At 74.7% G+C, this 18,108-nt stretch carries 11 protein-coding genes; 7 read left to right on the plus strand and 4 right to left on the minus strand.

From position 1 onward, the window contains the following. Window positions 1–165 precede the first annotated feature (165 nt). The 4 genes from ACFRAV_RS05020 to moeZ all read left to right on the plus strand — a co-directional run bounded on the left by ACFRAV_RS05020 (window position 166) and on the right by moeZ (window position 5,748). Entirely contained in the window at window positions 166–1,785 is a 1,620-nt protein-coding gene (locus tag ACFRAV_RS05020) for a DUF3492 domain-containing protein (protein WP_382551724.1), read from the plus strand. After that, window positions 1,782–3,359: a hypothetical protein gene (locus ACFRAV_RS05025; protein ID WP_382551725.1), complete on the plus strand. Its 1,578-nt coding sequence runs from the start codon at window positions 1,782–1,784 to the stop codon at window positions 3,357–3,359. The genes ACFRAV_RS05020 and ACFRAV_RS05025 overlap by 4 nt, the downstream gene beginning before the upstream one ends. A 122-nt stretch (window positions 3,360–3,481) precedes the next feature. Beyond that, window positions 3,482–4,450 (plus strand): NAD-dependent epimerase/dehydratase family protein, encoded by a 969-nt coding sequence (locus ACFRAV_RS05030; RefSeq protein ID WP_351114835.1) that lies wholly within the window; start codon window positions 3,482–3,484, stop codon window positions 4,448–4,450. 119 nt (window positions 4,451–4,569) lie between these two features. Next, complete coding sequence (gene moeZ, locus ACFRAV_RS05035) at window positions 4,570–5,748, plus strand: adenylyltransferase/sulfurtransferase MoeZ (RefSeq protein WP_382551726.1); 1,179 nt, start codon at window positions 4,570–4,572, stop codon at window positions 5,746–5,748. Window positions 5,749–6,264: 516 nt separating this feature from the next. Here moeZ and ACFRAV_RS05040 read toward each other — a convergent pair. Next, complete coding sequence (locus ACFRAV_RS05040) at window positions 6,265–7,218, minus strand: MerR family transcriptional regulator (RefSeq protein WP_382551728.1); 954 nt, start codon at window positions 7,216–7,218, stop codon at window positions 6,265–6,267. Between the two features lie 683 nt (window positions 7,219–7,901). Here ACFRAV_RS05040 and ACFRAV_RS05045 point away from each other — a divergent pair. Beyond that, complete coding sequence (locus ACFRAV_RS05045) at window positions 7,902–8,315, plus strand: hypothetical protein (RefSeq protein WP_382551730.1); 414 nt, start codon at window positions 7,902–7,904, stop codon at window positions 8,313–8,315. Window positions 8,316–8,338: 23 nt separating this feature from the next. Here the strand turns inward: ACFRAV_RS05045 and ACFRAV_RS05050 are convergent, their stop codons facing one another. The 3 genes from ACFRAV_RS05050 to ACFRAV_RS05060 form a co-directional block, all read right to left on the minus strand. Further along, window positions 8,339–8,713: a hypothetical protein gene (locus ACFRAV_RS05050; protein WP_382551731.1), complete on the minus strand. Its 375-nt coding sequence runs from the start codon at window positions 8,711–8,713 to the stop codon at window positions 8,339–8,341. 26 nt (window positions 8,714–8,739) lie between these two features. Further along, entirely contained in the window at window positions 8,740–10,281 is a 1,542-nt protein-coding gene (locus ACFRAV_RS05055; RefSeq protein ID WP_382551733.1) for an alpha/beta hydrolase, read from the minus strand. A 247-nt stretch (window positions 10,282–10,528) separates the two neighbouring features. Next, window positions 10,529–13,555: a YbhN family protein gene (locus ACFRAV_RS05060; RefSeq protein WP_382551734.1), complete on the minus strand. Its 3,027-nt coding sequence runs from the start codon at window positions 13,553–13,555 to the stop codon at window positions 10,529–10,531. Window positions 13,556–13,790: 235 nt separating this feature from the next. Between ACFRAV_RS05060 and ACFRAV_RS05065 the strand changes: the two genes are divergently transcribed. Both ACFRAV_RS05065 and ACFRAV_RS05070 read left to right on the plus strand, forming a co-directional pair. After that, on the plus strand, window positions 13,791–14,150 hold the full coding sequence (locus ACFRAV_RS05065) for an MGMT family protein (RefSeq protein WP_382551735.1): 360 nt from the start codon (window positions 13,791–13,793) through the stop codon (window positions 14,148–14,150). Between the two features lie 260 nt (window positions 14,151–14,410). Continuing rightward, entirely contained in the window at window positions 14,411–17,983 is a 3,573-nt protein-coding gene (locus tag ACFRAV_RS05070) for an ATP-dependent helicase (RefSeq protein ID WP_382551737.1), read from the plus strand. The last annotated feature ends 125 nt before the right edge of the window (window positions 17,984–18,108 follow it).

An 18,108-nucleotide genomic window follows, 5' to 3' on the forward strand; every position in this document is an offset into this window, starting at 1 on the left:
AATCATACTCCCTGTTTTTTCGATTCTTGGCGGCGGAGCCCCCGCCGGGGGGGGGCTCGCACTCCGCCGCCCCCCCCCGCCACCCGCATATCCGCATACGTTCGTCCCGGCTACCAGCCGCCGCCTCGGCGGCGGCCCTTCCTAGGGGAGATCGGGGATGTACGCGTGCGCATCGGACTGCTGACGGAGGGTGGTTACCCGTACGCGACGGGTGAGGCCAGGCTCTGGTGCGACCGCCTGGTACGCGGGCTCGGCCAGCACGAGTTCCGGTTGTACGCGCTCAGCCGCGACCGGGAGCAGGAGCGGGCCGGCTGGGTCGACCTGCCCTCCCAGGTCACCCAGGTGCGCACCGCCCCGCTGTGGACGGCCGAGGTCGACGGCGCCTGGTACGGCCGCCGCGCGCGCCGCCGGTTCGCCGAGCACTACGGCGACCTCGCCGCCGGTCTGTGCACCGGTCCGGCGGGGGCGGCCGGGCCGGGCGCACCCTCCCCCGAAGAGGCGGACCGTTTCCGCTCGGCGCTGTACGGCCTGGCCGAACTCGCCCGCGAGGAGGGCGGGATGGTCGCCGCGCTGCGTTCCGAGGAGGCCGTGCGGGCGCTGGAGCGGGTCTGCCGCGCGCCGGGCGCCCCACGGGCGGCGCGTGAGGCGCGCGTGACGGATCTCCTGGAGGTCGGCGCGCATCTGGAGCAGGCCCTGCGCCCCCTTTCGCTCGACTGGTGCGAGGCGGGCGAACTCGGCTCGGTGGACCTCTGCCACGCCGCGGCCGGCGGGCTCGCCGCCCTGCCCGGGCTGCTGGCGCGGCACTTCCACGGTGTCCCGCTGGTGGTCACCGAGTACGGCGTGCCGCTGCGCGCGCACTACCTCGGCTCCGCCGAGGCGCCCCCCGCCGTCCGCGCGCTGCTGGCCGCCTTCCACGGGCGCCTGGCCGCCGAGGTGTACCGCAGTGCCGGCATGCTCACCCCGGGCAACGCGCACGTCCGGCGCTGGCAGGAGCGCTGCGGCGCGGACCGGGCCAAGGTGCGCACGGTCTACCCCGGCATGTCGGCGGCGCGCTTCGCCGAGGCCGGGGAGCACGCCGGAGCAGGCGGCCGGGCGGCGGGGGCGCGCTCCGGGCCCGGCACCCTCGTCTGGGTCGGGCGCATCGAACCGTCCAAGGACCTGGTGACGCTGCTGCACGCCTTCGCCGCCGTGCGGCTCCGCGCGCCCGGCACGCGGCTGCGGATCGCGGGGTCCGCCCCCGACCCGGAGGGCGCGGCCTACCTGCTGCACTGCGAGGAGCTCGCCGGGCGGCTGTTCCCGGGCGACGGCACGGTGGAGTTCGTCGACATGAGCGGGCCGGAGGCGCCCCTGCTGGCCGAGGTGTACGCGCGGGCCGAGGTGGTCGTGCTCTCCAGCGTGGTGGAGGGGTTCCCGGTGAGCGTGGTCGAGGCCATGTTCAGCGGGCGGGCGACGGTCTCCACCGACGTGGGCGCGGTGGTGGAGGTCGTCGGGGGGACGGGGCTGGTGGTGCCGCCCCGGGACCCGCAGGCCCTGGCCGACGCCTGCGCGGCGTTGCTGAACGACCCGGAGCGCCGTGAGCGGCTCGGCGAGGCGGCCCGCGCGCGGGCCATGGAGCTGTTCACCGTCGAGCAGAACGTCGCGGCGTTCCACCGCATCTACCTGGAGGTCGCCGGGCGCTGCCCGGCCCGCCGCATCGCCGAGGCGGACGCCGCCGAGCCCCGGCCGTTCGCGGTCCCGGCCGAACTGCGCGTCGCCGGCGCCGATTCCGTGGAGGTGACCCGGTGAACGGGCTGGACAAGCGTGAGAGAGCCCTCGGGGCGGACGGGGCCGACGAGCTCGGCGCGGTCGGCAGGACCGGCGGAGTCGACGCGCCGGGCAGGGCCGACGGGCTCGGCGGGTTCGGTAAGGCCGAGGGGGTCGGCGGGGCCAACGCTCTCGGCAGGGCCGACGGGCTCGGCGAGGTCGCCGGCCCCGACGGGGCCGGGGTGCCCGGAAGGCCCGACGGGAGCGACCTGGGCGACGGGACCGGTGCAGCCGGTACTCCTCCCGGTACGCCCGACGGTACCGAGGGGTCTGCCCTGGCCGACCCGACCGCCCTGGCCGACCCGACCGCCCTGGCCGACGGGACCGCCCCCGCCGGCAGGAGCACCGCGGCCGACCGGATCGACAGGGCCGGCTCCTCCGCCGGGTCCTCCGTCGCACCGCCGCGTCGCCCGCACGGCGGAGGCGTCGCGGGGACGGGCGCCGACCCGGTGAAGGCGTTGATGCTGCGGCACCGGGACCTCTGCGAGCGCGCGGTGGACCCGCTGGAGATCGCCGCCGGTCTGGAGGCCCACGGCGTCACCGACCGGACCGCCGCCCGGTTCCGCCACCGGGACGTGTTCTCGCTGGCCGAGGAGATGTACGCCCGGGCCGGCCGGACCGACGAGGACGGGCTGCCCGCCGGCCCGCCCCCGGCGGCCGGGCCGCCGCCCGCGCGGTGGGCGGTCCGGGCCCTGCTGCCGGGCGCCCTGGGCGTGCTCGCGGTGGCGGCGCTGCGGTGGACCACCGGCGAGGCGCGGCCGGTCGTCGGCCTGTTGGGACTCTTCGCCGTGGTCGCCGGCGTGCGCGCGGCCCTCGGCCGAGGGCCGCTGAGCTCGGAGGGCCGCTCACTCCCCGGACCGCACGACTGGCGGACCCCGCCGGGGGCGCGCGCCTGGGCGTACCTGCTGGTGGGCTACGCGCTGCTGGGCGACGGGCTGCTGCACGCCGGGCTCGTCGGCGGCCCCGACGGGCTGCCGGACGGCGGGCAGTCCGGCGACTGGCCGGTCAGCCTGGCCCCGCTGCTCGCCCTCGCGCTGTCCTGTGCGCCCGCCGCCTGGAGCGCGCACCTCTTCCGCACGGGCGTCGGCCGCAAGCTGGCGGGGAGCCGTGGCCTGGAGGAGTTCGCCGCCACCGCCCGCCCCCTGCTGCTCGGTGTCGTCGCCGTGCACCTGGCAGCGGTGTCCGGGCTGGCCGTCCTGTGCGCCGTGGTGCTCGACGAGCACTCCACCCCGGCGGCCACCGCCGCGCTGGGCGCCCTGCTGCTGATCTCGCGCCTGCTGACCGTGCACGGCTTCACCCACGCGCCGGGCGTGGTGCTGCGCGCCGTGGGCTGGACCGAGATCGTCACCGTGTGCCTGGTGTTCGCGGGCCGGCTGCCCGGCTGCGGCCTCCTCGCGGGGCCGGTCGAGACGGTGGTGTCGGTGTGGGGCGCGCACGCCGTCCCGCTGATCGCCTGCGGGGCCGGCGCGCTGGTGCTCCTGTTCCACGCCTGCCGCCGCCTCACCCTGGCCTCGGCGCACGCCCCGGCCGCGCCCCGCCCGCCGTCCGACCGCTGAGAACCGGCGCACCGTGCGGGCCGACGCTGCCCCCCCGTCTCTCCCCCCACCCCCCACCGCGCACTTCCCCCTCCCCTCCCCTCCCCACCCCTGAAGACCGCCTTGAAGGAGTACAAGCAGCCATGAGGGTTCTGCTGATCGGAGCCAACGGATATCTCGGCCGTTTCGTCGCCGACCGCCTGCTCGCCGATCCCGCCGTCCAGCTGACCGCGCTGGGCCGGGGCGACGACGCCGACGTCCGGTTCGACCTGGCGGCCGGCAGCCCCGGCGCGCTCACCCGGTTCCTGGACGCCGTCCATCCGCAGGTCGTCGTCAACTGCGCGGGCGCCACCCGGGGCGGCGCGCGGGAGCTGACCCGGCACAACACGGTGGCCGTGGCCACCGTCTGCGAGGGCCTGCGGCGCAGCGGATGCGGCGCCCGCCTGGTGCACCTGGGCTGCGGCGCCGAGTACGGGCCCAGCCAGCCGGGGTCCTCCACGGCCGAGGACTCCGTGCCGCGCCCCGGCGGCCCGTACGGGGTGAGCAAGCTGGCCGCCACCGAGCTGGTGCTCAACTCCGGCCTCGACGCGGTGGTGCTGCGGGTGTTCTCCCCGGCGGGCCCCGGCACCCCGGCGGGCTCCCCGCTGGGCCGGCTCGCCGAGGCGCTGCGCCGTGCCATGCAGTCGGGCGACGGCGAGCTCAAGCTCGGCGGGCTGGGCGTGCAGCGGGACTTCGTGGACGTGCGGGACGTGGCGCGGGCGGTGCACGCGGCGGCGCTCTCCGCCGCCCAGGGCGTCATCAACATCGGCTCGGGCAGGGCCGTCCGGCTGCGGGACGCCGCCGCGGTGCTGGCCCGGGTCGCCGGATACGGCGGCGCGCTGCACGAGTTGGACGGACCGCCCGGGGCCATGGTGCGCGGGCTGATCGGCCACCAGCGCACCGACTCCGAGCACCACGCGCCCACCATGCCGGTCCACCCCTACCCCGACGGCTGCGGCAGCTGGCAGCAGGCCGACGTGCGCACCGCCAGGGACCGGCTGGGCTGGCGCCCGCGGATCGGTCTGGAGGAGTCGCTGGCCGACATCTGGATGGAGGCCGCCTGCCGCATCTGACCCGCCCGGCTGCTGGGACACCCACGTCTCGCAGGGCGGAACGGTTGTCTTGGAATGAAGAAGGGCGTGGCAGTGTTACCGGAAGAACAACCGTACCTATACCGACCAACGGAGTCCCCGTGTCGTTGCCACCCCTGGTCGAGCCGGCCGACGAGCTGACTGTGGACGAGGTCCGCAGGTACTCCCGCCACCTGATCATCCCGGACGTCGGGATGGACGGGCAGAAGCGGCTGAAGAACGCGAAGGTCCTGTGTGTGGGCGCCGGCGGTCTGGGCTCCCCGGCGCTGATGTACCTGGCCGCGGCGGGCGTCGGCACGCTCGGCATCGTGGAGTTCGACGAGGTGGACGAGTCGAACCTGCAGCGGCAGATCATCCACAGCCAGGCGGACATCGGCCGCTCCAAGGCGGAGTCCGCCAAGGACAGCGTCCTCGGCATCAACCCGTACGTGAACGTCGTCCTTCACGAAGAGCGGCTCGAGGCCGAGAACGTGATGGAGATCTTCAGCCAGTACGACCTGATCGTCGACGGCACGGACAACTTCGCCACGCGTTACCTGGTGAACGACGCCTGCGTGCTGCTGAACAAGCCGTACGTCTGGGGCTCGATCTACCGGTTCGACGGCCAGGCCTCGGTCTTCTGGTCGGAGCACGGACCCTGCTACCGCTGCCTCTACCCGGAGCCCCCGCCGCCGGGCATGGTCCCCTCCTGCGCCGAGGGCGGCGTGCTGGGCGTGCTGTGCGCGTCGATCGGCTCCATCCAGGTCAACGAGGCCATCAAGCTCCTCGCGGGCATCGGCGAGCCGCTGGTCGGCCGCCTGATGATCTACGACGCCCTGGAGATGCAGTACCGCCAGGTCAAGATCCGCAAGGACCCGAACTGCGCGGTCTGCGGCGAGAACCCGACGGTCACCGAGCTCATCGACTACGAGGCCTTCTGCGGCGTCGTCTCGGAGGAGGCCCAGCAGGCCGCCGCCGGCTCGACGATCACTCCCAAGCAGCTCAAGGAGTGGATCGACGACGGCGAGGACATCGACATCATCGACGTCCGCGAGCAGAACGAGTACGAGATCGTCTCCATCCCGGGCGCGCGACTGGTCCCGAAGAACGAGTTCCTCATGGGCAGCGCCCTCGAGGGTCTTCCGCAGGACAAGAAGATCGTCCTGCACTGCAAGACGGGTGTCCGCAGTGCGGAAGTCCTCGCGGTGCTGAAGTCCGCGGGCTTCTCCGACGCGGTCCACGTCGGCGGCGGCGTCATCGGCTGGGTCAACCAGATCGAACCGCACAAGCCGGTGTACTGACCTCCCCCGTCCGCCTCGCGGCGGACCTGACGAAGCCCACGGCTCCGACCAGCTCGGATGCCGTGGGCTTCTGTCGTCATCGGTCGGCGTCGGGTGGCCGCGGACGGCCCGGAGACGGCCCGGCCTGAGGGCGAAACCCCGTTCACCTTCGTCAGCGGCCTGGCAGATCTACAGGTCAATACGGGACGCAGAGTCGCCCCGCCTGAGAACGACGTGCGCCGGCCTGAACGGCAGACTGCGCAGAGAGTGTCACTTCCTCACCGTCGAGCCGGGCCCCGATGAGTGGCGCATCGTCGTCAGCAGCGGATGCAACGATTGGTTCGAGACCGCCGGCGCTCTCTGGGACTTCCTCGTGCGCTGCTTCGACCGCATCGACCGGCCGCCCTTCACGGCCCGTGCCTGGCCCACTCCTGATGCCCGCTTCGAGTCCGACGCCTGATGCGGTGCTCGAGGGGTCGCGGACCATCACGGCCTGCTCGAAGCCAGCGAGGAGCCGGCCGGCCGCCAGGCGCGGGACTACTCCACGAGGGACGGCTGCCCGGTGCCGGCGCGCAAGGCTTGCGTGAACCACGTGAACACCGGAGCCAGGCTGGGCTGGACGGGCCATCCGTTGATGACGGCGAGCAACTGCCAGTAGCGTTCCGCGCGGGGGTCGCCGGCGACCTCCAGGCGCCTCAGCAGCCAGTGGCGCAGGTCGGCGTCGTCAGCGCGGCTGAAGGTCTGCGCATAGCGGGCGGTGAGAGCGTCGACGACGGGTGCGGCCTCGGCCGAGGCCGGGGCGATGCCTGCGTCGATCGCGCGGCCGACGCTGTCCCGGACGGTCTCGGTGAGGTCGTGGTGCAAGCCGGTCGCATCGCCCTGGGCACGCTCGGCCGCCTGGTACTGCGCCATGCGGCGCACGGCCGCGCGGAAGTCGGGATCCTGGGCGAGCTCGACGAGTTCGACCCAGGCGTCGACCTGCTCGGGTTCGGGGTCGTCCGGCAGCTCCGGCATGGCCGAGCGCATCATGTCGACGAAGTCGGCGTTGGCGTCGAGTCCACCGAACGCGTCGTCGATGAAATCGGTGATCACGCGTCGGCGTTCGTCGTCGGAAAGCTTGGCGAGCTTGTGCATGAGGTCCATCTCCTCGGGGCTGGAGCCGCGTTCGGCCACCGCGCGCAACACGGCGCGCCGCAGTCGCAGCGTGCGGATCTGCACCTCCAGCGCATCGGCGTGTGCGGCCGCGACCTCGGGCACGGAGACCTCCCGGTCCAACACCCGCCGGATGACGGAAAGGTCGAGTCCCAGGTCACGCAGGGTGCGCACCAGATCCAGACGCGTGAGCGCGCCGATGTCGTAGAGCCGGTAGCCAGCGGGGCTGCGGTCTGTCGGCGGCACGATCCCGGTGTCGGAGTAGAACCGGATGGTCTTGACCGTCAGCCCGGTCCGCCGGGCCAGGTCACCGATCGTGAAGAGCGTGTCGCCGTCCATGACCTCACTCTCGCGCCTCCCCCCACGGGAGACTCAAGTCTCCCTCTCCCCGCGGCGTCGCCGATCCACAGGTAGGGACGATCACTCGATTCGGCACCTGTGGCCCCCGGGTGACGCGCCGGCCGGTGCTAGGCGGCCGTCCAACCGAAGCGCCCTTCCAGGCCGTCAGGGCTGAGGTAGACGTACCCGGCGTTGTCTCCGAAGTTGAGGAAGTACGGCCCGCTGTCGCTGGTGCAAATGCAAGGAGAAGAAGAACCGCCACGGCGCCTCGACAGGGGCCCAATCGGGGTATTTCGCTTTTCCACCGGGGGGTGCAGGGGCCAGCAGGGCTCCTCCAGCCACACGGGATCGCCGCCCAACTTGGCGACGGGTTCGGTGATGGCCTCGTCGACCGGGTACATGCACATCTCCACGCAAGGCAGGTATCCCGGGTCATAAGGGCCGGCGGCCCCCTCAACAGGCTGTGGAAGCATGCTCGGACTGTAAGCGCCGGCACTGACGACTTGATGCCTGGCGTCCAGGCGGAGCGCGGACGCCGTGGGCTTCCGTCGTTCACGGGCGGGGTCCGAATCGCGCCGCGTGCGGTGGACCGGTCTCGCCGAGCATGCCCGGCGGTGGGCCTGCTCGGCGTTCTCGTCGGCGGGTCGGGAACCGGCGGCGGCTGTCAGGTGTCGTGGTGTGGCGTGGAAGCTGATGACCAGAGGGCCGGTTCCTGTCTGCCGGCGGCGGCCGTCGCGTTGTTCGGGGCCGCCGGGGGGACGCTTGCGTGGGCCCTGACGGTGCGGGCGAGGGCGTACTGCGACGTGTACTTCGACGCCGGGGCGGTGTTCGCGTTCAACTTCCTGTCGCCGTTGTACGCCGGAGTCCCCGCGGTCCTGGCGGTCCTGGCCTGGCGTCTGGGACGCCGGCCGGCAGCGGCGCTCACCGCGTCCCCGGCCGGCCGTGTCGCGCTCCGGGTCCTGCTGGTCGTGGTGGTCACGGTGGGACTGGTCTGGGTGGTCTTCGCCTATCAGGGGACACCGGCCGGGGAACCCGGCATCGGCAGGTGTCCCGCGAGCAACGTCCCTCCGTGGTGGCCGGGGTGGATCCCCGCCTGAGGGACCGCAACCGCTCGGACCGCTCAGGCGTCGTCCGTCGGGGTCGACGGGTCCGGGCGGGGCAGGGTCGCCGACAGGGGCAGGCCCTCGCGGCGGGCGGCGAGGCGGCGGGCGCGGAGCTGGGACCGGGTGCGGGGGCGGAAGCGGGGTTCGCTGCAGCAGCCGCAGGGCCGGTGACCGTCGTAGCGCAGGCCCTCGCCGAGGACCGCCGCCACCACCGACCAGCCGCGGACGTCCCGCCGCCGGGGCGGCGCGAAGTCGTGACCGGCACACAGCAGGGGCCGCCCGCAGTTCGGGCAGCGGTGCTCACCGGGCGGGGCGGCGGGTCGCTTGAAGTCGACCCGGCAGGACACGCAGGCGTAGTGGAGCTTGTAGCCCTTCACGGCGTAGCGGCACATGCGGGGACGGTACCGCCGGCGGCCCGTCAGCCGCAGACGGTTCCGGAGCGGGGGACCTTGCCCTCCAGGAGGTAGCCGTTCACCGCGTTCTGGACGCACGTGTCGCCGCTGTCGTAGGCGCCGTGGCCCTCGCCGCGGTAGGTGATCTCGATGCCCACGCCGGGGCCCAGCGCCCGGGCCATCCGCCGGGCGCCCTCGTACGGGGTCGCCGGGTCGCCGGTGTTGCCGATGACCAGGATCGGCGGCGCCCCCGGGGCGCTGACGTCCGGACGGTCGGCGGCGCCCTCCACCGCCCAGTCGGTGCAGCTCAGCATCGACCAGGCCATGTAGTCGCCGAACACGGGCGACGCCTCCCGGAAGCGCGGGAGCGCCCGCTGCACGTCCGCGACCGAGTAACGGGGCCGGTCGTCGGAGCAGTTGATCGCCGTGTTGGCGGCCACCAGGTTGCTGTACTCGCCGCTCTCGCTGCGCCCGTTCATCGCGTCGGACAGCGCCATCAGGGTCCGGCCGTCGCCGTCGTACGCCTCGTCCAGCGCCTGCGTGAGGTACGGCCAGAAGTCCTTCGAGTACAGGGCCTGCGCGATGCCGCCGGTGGCCGCCGTCTCGGTCAGCCGGCGCGGGAAGACGCCTGGCAGCGAACGCTCCTCCAGCTGGTCGAGGAGCTGGGTGATGCGCTTCTTGACGTCCTCGGCGTCGGTGCCGATCGGGCACTCCTCCTCCGGCTTGGCGGCGCAGTCCTCGGCGAAGTTGTCCAGCGCCCGCTGGAAGCCCCGGGCCTGGGCCAGAGACCCCTGCTCCGGGTCCTCCGTCGGATCGACCACCGCGTCGAACACGGCACGGCCGACCGTCCTGGGGAACAGGTGCGCGTAGACGCCGCCCAGCTCGGTGCCGTACGAGATGCCGAAGTAGTACAGCTCCTCGTCGCCGAGGAGTTGGCGCAGCAGGTCCATGTCGCGCGCGGCGTCGGTGGTGCGCACGTGGGGGAGGACCTCGCCGGAGTTGTCCTCGCAGGCCTTGTTGAAGCTGCGCAGACCGTCCTCGTACTCGCGGCGCTCCTCGGCGTCGTCGGGGGTGCCGTCCTTCTGGAACAGGGCGTCCATCCGGCTCGCGCTCTCGCACTCCACGGGCTCGCTGCGGCCGACCCCGCGCGGATCGAAACTGACCAGGTCGTAGCGGGTGCGGAGCGTGTCGTACTCCTTGCCGAAGGCGGGCAGGGTGGTGACGCCGGAGCCGCCCGGGCCGCCGAAGTTGAAGATCAGGGAGCCGATGCGGTCGTCCGCCGGACCGGAGGAACGGACCCGGATCAGCTCGATGCCGATCGTGTCGCCCTCCGGCTCCGACCAGTTCAGCGGCGCCCGCATGGTGGCGCATTGCCAGGCGCCGCCGCGGGGGAGCGGCGAGGGCGAGGCGCCGCCGCCCTGGGCGTCGGACGGAGCCGGGCAGTCCTCCCATTCGAGTGACTGCTTCCGGACGTCGCCGTCCTCGCCGCCGCAGGCGGCGAGGGCTCCGGCGGCCAGGACGGCCGAGGTCAGCAGGGCTGCGGTGCGGGTCCGGGCGGCGTAGGGCATGCCGCCATGTTCCTGCGCCCCACGGTGCGCCGCGCGGGCGCGGGACCCGTCCGGGTTAACCGGCCGCCGCAGCCGCCGACCGGTGCCGCCCGCGCCACCCTCGCCGACCGGTGCCCCTCGCCGTCCGGTGCCGCCCGCGCCACCCGCGTCGGCGGGGGCCGTCCGTGCCGCATGCGTCGACCGGGGGCGCCCGGACCGCGCCCGTCGGGCGGGACCCTGGCGTCCCGCCCGCCGGCCGGGGTCCGTCTCAGAGCGCCTCGCGGCGGGTGAGGTGGCTGAAGCAGAGCCAGCCGGGGAGCACCGGCAGCCACAGGGTGAACAGGCGGTAGAGGATCACGGCCGGGACCGCGACCTCGCGGGGCAGGCCGACCGCCACCAGACCCAGGGTCAGCGTTGCCTCGACCGCGCCGATGCCGCCCGGCGTCGGCGCCGCCGAGCCGAGCGCGTTGCCGGCCAGGAAGACCACCGCGACGCTCGCCAGGCTCACCCCGGTCGACCCGTCGCCGAACGCGCGGACCGAGGCGTCCAGGCACAGGACGAAGCAGGCGGTCAGCAGGAGCATGCCGCCGATGCCGGTCGCCAGCTTCTGCGGACGCTGCAGCACGTCCAGCATGCGCGGCACCACGCCCGCGAAGAGCGAGCGCACCCGGGTCGCCACGAACTTCCGCAGGAGAGGAACCGACGTCACCACCAGCACCAGCACGGCGACCGTCAGGAGCCCGGCGATCACCGTGCGGGACGGCGACAGGGACGGCGTCTTCTCGATGCCGGTGAGGTAGCCGAAGACCAGCAGCAGCATGATGTGCGAGCCCAGCCCGAACAGCTGGGAGGCGCCCACACTGGCCACCGCCAGGCCGGGGCGGATGCCGGCCTTCTGCAGGAACCGCGTGTTCAGGGCCACGCCGCCGATCGCCGCCGGGGCGACGATCTTCACGAAGGACCCCGCCACCTGCGCCGAGACCGTGCGCCTGAACGGCACCCGCTCCGGCACGAAGCCCAGCAGGGACATCGCCGCCGCGACATAGCTGAGCGCCGCGAACAACGCGGCGGCGGCCACCCAGCCCCAGTGCGCCGAGGCGATCGAGTCGAACGGGACGTGGGCCAGCTGGGACAGCAGGTAGTACGCGCCGATCGCGCCCGCGATGAAGGTGATCAGGGTGCGCGGACGGATCCGCTCCAGCCTGGCCGGCTCCACCGGGGCCTGCGGGCGGATGCGCAGCACCTGGTGGCGGATCTGGGTGAGCAGGTCCTCCTCGCGCGCCTCCTCCAGGGCCTCGTCGACGGCACGCTTCTCGGCGCGCTGCTCGGCCTTGAGGGCCTTGCGGTCGGACACCGCGCCGGTGGACGCCGTCACGGTGCCCGCCGTGCCCGCCGCTCCGGTCGCGGCCGATGTGGCCGCGGTGGCCGCGGTGGCGCCTCCGCCGGCCTCGCGTTCGGCGGCGCGCAGCGCACGCGCCTTGTCGGCGGCCTCCAGCACCGCCTCCCGCTCCCGCTGGGCGCGCTCCCGGCCCAGCCGGCGCAGGGTGGCGCGGGTCGTGCGGGTCAGCGCGATGGGCTGCAGCAGCGGCAGGCAGTCGGCGACCGCGTCGGGACCCAGGACGTCCACCGCGGCGGCCACCGCCCGCTCCGCGCCGGCCCGCAGGCCGAGCGTGGTGAGCAGCTGGGCGATGTCCATGCGCAGCAGCAGGTCGCCGGCGGCGATCTCACCGCCGCGGAGGTCGGAGAGGATCACCGCGCCGGAACGATCCACCAGAATGGCGTCGCCGGCCAGCCTGCGGTGCGCGATGCGCCGCGACTGCAGCGCCTTCACCTGCCGCCAGGTGTCCCGCATCAGCTCGTCGGTGATCTCCTCGTCCGCCAGCTGGTCCAGCGGACGCCCTCCGGTGTGCTCGTACACGAGCATCACGGCGTCCGGTCCGAGCTCGGCGGTGGCGATCAGCTTGGCGGCGTTGGCCCCGGCGGCGATGGCCGCGTAGGCCAGCAGGGCCTCCTGCTCCAGCGCCTGGCGCAGCGACTGCAGGCTCCGCCGGGTGGCCGAGCCGCGCAGCGTCAGGTTGCGCCAGGCCCGGTAGTAGAAGGCCTGCGCCTGCTGTTCCCGGTCGACCACGGTGACGTCGAGGGGGCGGCCGTCCTCCAGGGTGACGAAGTAACGGCGGCCCCGGTCGCTCTCGTGGCCCTCGCCCTCCGTCTCCTGCCGGGCCGAGGCCGGGTGGAAGCCCACATGCCGCAGACCCGCCATCAGGGTGCGGCCGGTGGGCCGGACGTTGGGCGAGCCGACGGCGTACAGCGTGCCGTAGGCGACGCTCCAGCCGATGAGGATGGTCAGGAGGATGGAGAAGGGGGTGGTGTAGCCGCTGACCAGCATGGAGAAGGCGTCCAGCGCCAGCACCACCCACAGGACGGTGCGCCAGCGAGGTCTTCGGGAGAGCCCCACGGCGGTCATGAAGGCGATCACCGGCGCGAGGTAGCCGTGCACCGGGTCGGTGAGCGCGGCGGACGCGCCGCTGCCGCCGGGGGCGAGCTGGGTGAGGGCGTCCTGGATGGCCTGCGGGGCGGACCGCGCCACCCACAGGTCGGTGGCGAGGGTCACTCCGTGCGCGAGGACGGCGGCCAGCACGCCGTCGGCGATCCGCAGGGCGTCCCGCTTGATCAGCCGCTCCACCGCGAAGGCCACCGGCACCAGCAGGATCGCGATGCTGGACGCCAGACCGGCCACCTTGATCAGGAGGTCGGGCGCGGCGGTGGTGCCCTCGTTGATGTCCTGCTCGAGGCCGGAGGTCGCGCCCTCGGCGAAGGCGGCGACGGCCAGCAGCACGGCGACGGCGAGGAGGCCGACCAGCAGCCGCATCAGGTCGGAGGGGCGGTGCACGCGGGCGGGGAGGAGGGGTTCGTCGCCCTGCACCTCGTCGCCGTCGTCGGGGGCGACGGTGGCTCCGGAGGGTTCGGCGGGCAGCTGGGCGTCCGGGGCCGTCGCGCCGCCGGGCGTTCCGGTCCTGTCGCGGGTTCCGGTGCTGCCGGCGGCTCCGGACCCGTCACCGCTTCCGGTGCTGTCGCCGGTTCCGGGGACGCGGGCGTTCTCGGCGTGCGAGCCGCCGCCGCGGGCGGGGCCGCCGTCGGCGTCACCGCCGCCGGCGTCGCCGGGGCGCCGTGATCGGGGAGTCTTCGTCATCTCTGCTTCCGGGCGCGACGAGACCTCGGCAGCGCTCTCCGCCTTCTCGGGATGCACGCCCTGCCACTCCTCGGTCTCGTTCTGCTCACGTTGCTCACGTATCACCAGTCACCGCCCGCACGATGGTGGCATGCCGGGCATGCCCATGGTGGGGTCAGGGGGCGATCCAGAGGCGTGAAATACGCCGCGCACGCCTCCGGAGCGCGTTCGGAGAGCGTTCCGGGCGCGCTCAGGGTGCGCTCCGGACGCGTGCCGCGTGCGGGGTGCGCTCCGGGCGGGTTCCGGGCGTGCGGCGGGAGTCCCACGGGCGTGGGCGGGTGTGTCGGAGGGATGCGGCAGGATGGGTCGGATGAGTGACGTGGAGCGGTCCGGCGCCGAGCTCCCCGAGTACGCGGAACTGGTGCTGGACGTGGCGGAACGGATCCCTCCGGGCCGGGTGATGACCTATGGGGACGTCGCCGAGTGGCTCGGGGAGGGCGGCCCTCGCCAGGTGGGGCGGGTGATGGCCCTCTACGGGAGCGCGGTCCCGTGGTGGCGGGTGGTCCGCTCCGACGGCGTGCTGCTGCCCGGCAGCGAACTGCGCGCGCTGGACCACTACCGCGAGGAGGGGACGCCGCTGCGGGAGGCCGCCGGCGCCTCCCGGGGGTCGATGCCCCGGCTGGACATGCGGCGGGCCCGCTGGGACGGCGCGGAGGGATGACCCGCGGGCGACCGGTCCGGAGGGCAGGACGGGGCGGTTGTCCTCCGTCCGGGTGAAGTCCGGTATCGGTGGACTCGTACGGGCACGCCCCCGCGATGCCGTACGTTCGACGGACGACCACCTCCGCATCCGCCCCTCGGGGACACCCTCCCCGCAGCCGCCCCGCCCGCCCCGTCCCCACCGCCTCGCACACGCCCTCCACCCGTCCAGCACCTCCCCATCTGTCGCACACCCCTCCGCACCACCAGGACCGGCGAACCATGAGCAACCCCTCCCTCACCGTGACACCGCCCCGCCGTACGGCGCGGCGGGCGTCCGACGGCGGGTACCGGCTGGTCCGCACCCCGGTCGCGGTGCCGCAGCCGCCGCGGCTCGACGCGTCGCAGCGCGCGGTGGTGGAGCACCGCTCGGGGCCGCTGCTGGTCCTCGCCGGTCCGGGCACCGGCAAGACGACGACGCTGGTGGAGTCGGTGGCCGCGCGGATGGCGCGCGGCGGCGACCCGGCGCGCATCCTGGTCCTCACCTTCAGCCGCAAGGCCGCCATGGAGCTGCGCGACCGGATGGCGGCGCGGGTCGGCGCCGCCCGGGCGCCGCGGGCCACCACCTTCCACTCCTTCTGTTACGCGCTGGTCCGCGCGCACCAGGCCGGCGACCTCTTCGCCGAGCCGCTGCGCCTGCTCTCCGGCCCCGAGCAGGACGTCGCGGTGCGCGAGCTGCTGGCCGGCGAGCCGGAGCTGGAGCGGCTGGGCCTGGCCCACGTCCGCTGGCCCGACGACCTCCGCGCCTGCCTCACCACCCGCGGCTTCGCCGACGAGGTCCGCGCCGTGCTGGCCCGCACCCGTGAGCTCGGGCTCGGCCCGGAGGCGCTGGACGCGTTCGCCCGCCGCATAGGCCGGCCCGACTGGCGGGCGGCTGCCGCCTTCCTCGCGGAGTACCTGGACGTCCTCGACCTGCAGGGCGTCATCGACTACGCGGAGCTGGTGCACCGCGCGGTGCTGCTGGTCAACCGCCCCGAGGTCGGCGGCCGTCTCGCCGCCGAGTACGACGCGGTGCTGGTCGACGAGTACCAGGACACCGACCCGGCCCAGGTGCGGCTGCTGCGGGCGCTGGCCGGGGGCGGGCGGACGCTGGTCGCGTTCGGCGACCCCGACCAGTCGATCTACGCCTTCCGCGGCGCCGACGTCAACGGCATCCTCGACTTCCCGCACGCGTTCCCCCGGGCCGACGGAGCTCCGGCTCCGGTCGAGGTGCTGCGCACGTCCCGCCGGGCCGGCGCGGGGCTGCTGGAGGCGACCCGGCTGCTCACCCGGCGCATGCCGCTGACGCGGCTGCCCGCCGCGAAGGTGCGGGCCCACCGGGAGCTGGTGCCGGAGCGGGAGGGCGGTTCGGTGGAGGTGTACACCTACCCCACCCGCAGCACTCAGCTGGAGAACGTCGCCGACGTCCTGCGCCGCGCGCACCTCGAGGACGGCGTCCCGTGGCGCGAGATGGCCGTCCTGGTCCGGGCCGGTTCCCAGTCGATACCCGCCGTGCGTCGCGTCCTGAGCTCGGCCGGCGTTCCCCTGGAGATCGACGGCGACGACGTGCCCCTGCGGCACGAGCCCGCGGTGGCGCCGCTCCTCACCGCCCTGCGCGCGGTGGCCACGGCGGAGGCGACCGCCCGCACCACCGCGTCCGCGGCGGGCGACGAGAGCCGCGACGGTGCGTCGGGCGACGCCTCTCGAGACGCGGACCGCGGAGGGGACCCGGGCGCGGGGAGTGCCGACCGTGACGGTGAGGCCGGTGCCGGTGAGGTCGGTGCCGAGGTCCAGGGCGGCGCTGATGCCGAGGGCGGAGCCGAAGCCGAGGGCGGAAGCAGCGACGAGGCCGGCGTCGACTCCGGCTCCGCGGCAGAGGCCGCCGAGGGCGAGGGTGGGAGCCGTGACGGGGACGGGAGCCGTGACGGGGCCGGCGACGGAGCGGTGTGGCTCGACACCGAGACGGCGCTCACGCTGCTGGCCTCCCCGCTCGCCGGCCTGGACGCCGCCGACCTGCGTCGTCTCGGCCGCGCCCTGCGCGACGAGGAGCGGGCCGCGGGCAACGCCTTCCCGCCGCCCTCGGACGAGCTGCTGGCCCGCGCCCTGTGCGCCCCCGAGCGGCTGATCGCCCACGACGACGCGTACGCCGGCGGCGCGCGCAAGCTCGGCGAGCTGCTGCGGGCCGTCCGCGCCTGCCTGGCCGCGGGCGGGACCGCCGAGGAGGCCCTCTGGCTGCTCTGGGACGGCACCCCCTGGCCGCGCCGGCTGGCCTGGGCCGCCCACCGCGGCGGCGCGGCGGGCCGCAACGCGCACCGCGACCTCGACGCGGTCTGCGCCCTGTTCGCCACCGCCGCCCGCGCCGAGGAACGCACCGGCGGCCGCGGCGCGCTCAACTTCCTCGCCGAGACCGAGAACCAGGACATCGCCGCCGACACCCTCACCCGCCGGGTGGCCCGCCCCGACGCGGTGCGCCTGATGACCGCCCACCGCTCCAAGGGCCTGGAGTGGACCCTGGTCGTCGTCGCCGACGTCCAGGAGGGCCTGTGGCCCGACCTCCGCCGCCGCGGCTCCCTGCTCGAGGCCGACCGGATCGGCCGGGACGGGCTCGCCGACCCGCTCCCCCCGGGCGCCCTGCTGGCCGAGGAGCGCCGCCTGTTCTACGTCGCGGCCACCCGCGCCCGTGAACGCCTGGTCGTCACCGCCGTCAAGGCTCCCGCCGAGGACGGCGACCAGCCCTCCCGCTTCCTCACCGAACTCGGCGTCGAGCCCCGCGACGTCACCGGTCGTCCGCGCCGCCCGCTGTCGGTGGCCGCCCTGGTCGCCGAGCTCCGGGCCACCACCGTCGACCCCCGGGCCTCCGACGCCCTGCGCGAGGCCGCCGCGCGGAGACTGGCCAAGCTCGCCGCCCTGACCGACGACGAGGGCCGCCCGCTGGCGCCCGCCGCCCACCCCTCCCGCTGGTGGGGCATGCACGAGCCGACCGAGAGCAAGGTCCCGCTCCGTGACCGGGACCAGCCCGTCGTCCTGTCGGGCAGCGCGCTGGACCAGCTCGCCAACACCTGCGCGCTGCAGTGGTTCCTGGGCCGCGAGGTGAAGGCCGACACCCCCGCCACCACCGCCCAGAGCTTCGGCAACGTCGTGCACGTGCTGGCCGACGAGGTGGCCTCCGGCCGCACCCCCGCCGACCTCGACGTCCTGATGGAACGCCTCGACTCGGTGTGGAACTCGCTCGCCTTCGACGCGCCCTGGAAGTCCGACCAGGAACGCGACAACGCGCGCGCCGCGCTGGAGCGGTTCCTCAACTGGCACGTGATGGGCGCCGAGACAGGACGCCGGCCGGTCGCCACCGAGCACGACTTCGACGTCACCCTCGCCGCCGGCGAACACCGGATACGCATCCGCGGCTCCATGGACCGCGTCGAGACCGACGCCGAGGGCCGCGCCTACGTCGTCGACTTCAAGACCGGCCGGTCGGCGCCCACCTCCGGCGAGGTCGCCCGCCACCCGCAGCTCGCCGTCTACCAGCTGGCGGTGCGCGAGGGCGCCGTCGACGAGGCGTTCGACGGGGAGCGCCCCGAGGCGGGCGGCGCGGAACTGGTCCACCTGCGGCAGGCGACCTCCCGCAAGGCCGAGGACCTCCCCAAGGTCCAGGCCCAGGACCCCCTGGAGGGGGAGTGGGTCGGGGACCTGCTGGCCACCGCCGCCGGCAAGGTCCTCGACGAGCGCTTCGTCCCGGCCACCGGCGGCCACTGCGACCACTGCGCCTTCAAGCAGTCCTGCTCCGCCCGCCCGGAGGGCCGGCACGTGGTGGACTGACCCCGGCCCCGGCCCTGCCCCCGCCCCAGCCCCGGCCCCCGGCCCCCGGCCACCTGGCCCCGAGGGCGAGGCCAGGCTGCGGCGGCACCGGTCGCCCCCGACGCGGCGTCCGCTGTCCGCCCGGC

Source organism: Streptomyces sp. NPDC056600 (assembly GCF_042792855.1).
Lineage (GTDB): Bacteria > Actinomycetota > Actinomycetes > Streptomycetales > Streptomycetaceae > Streptomyces.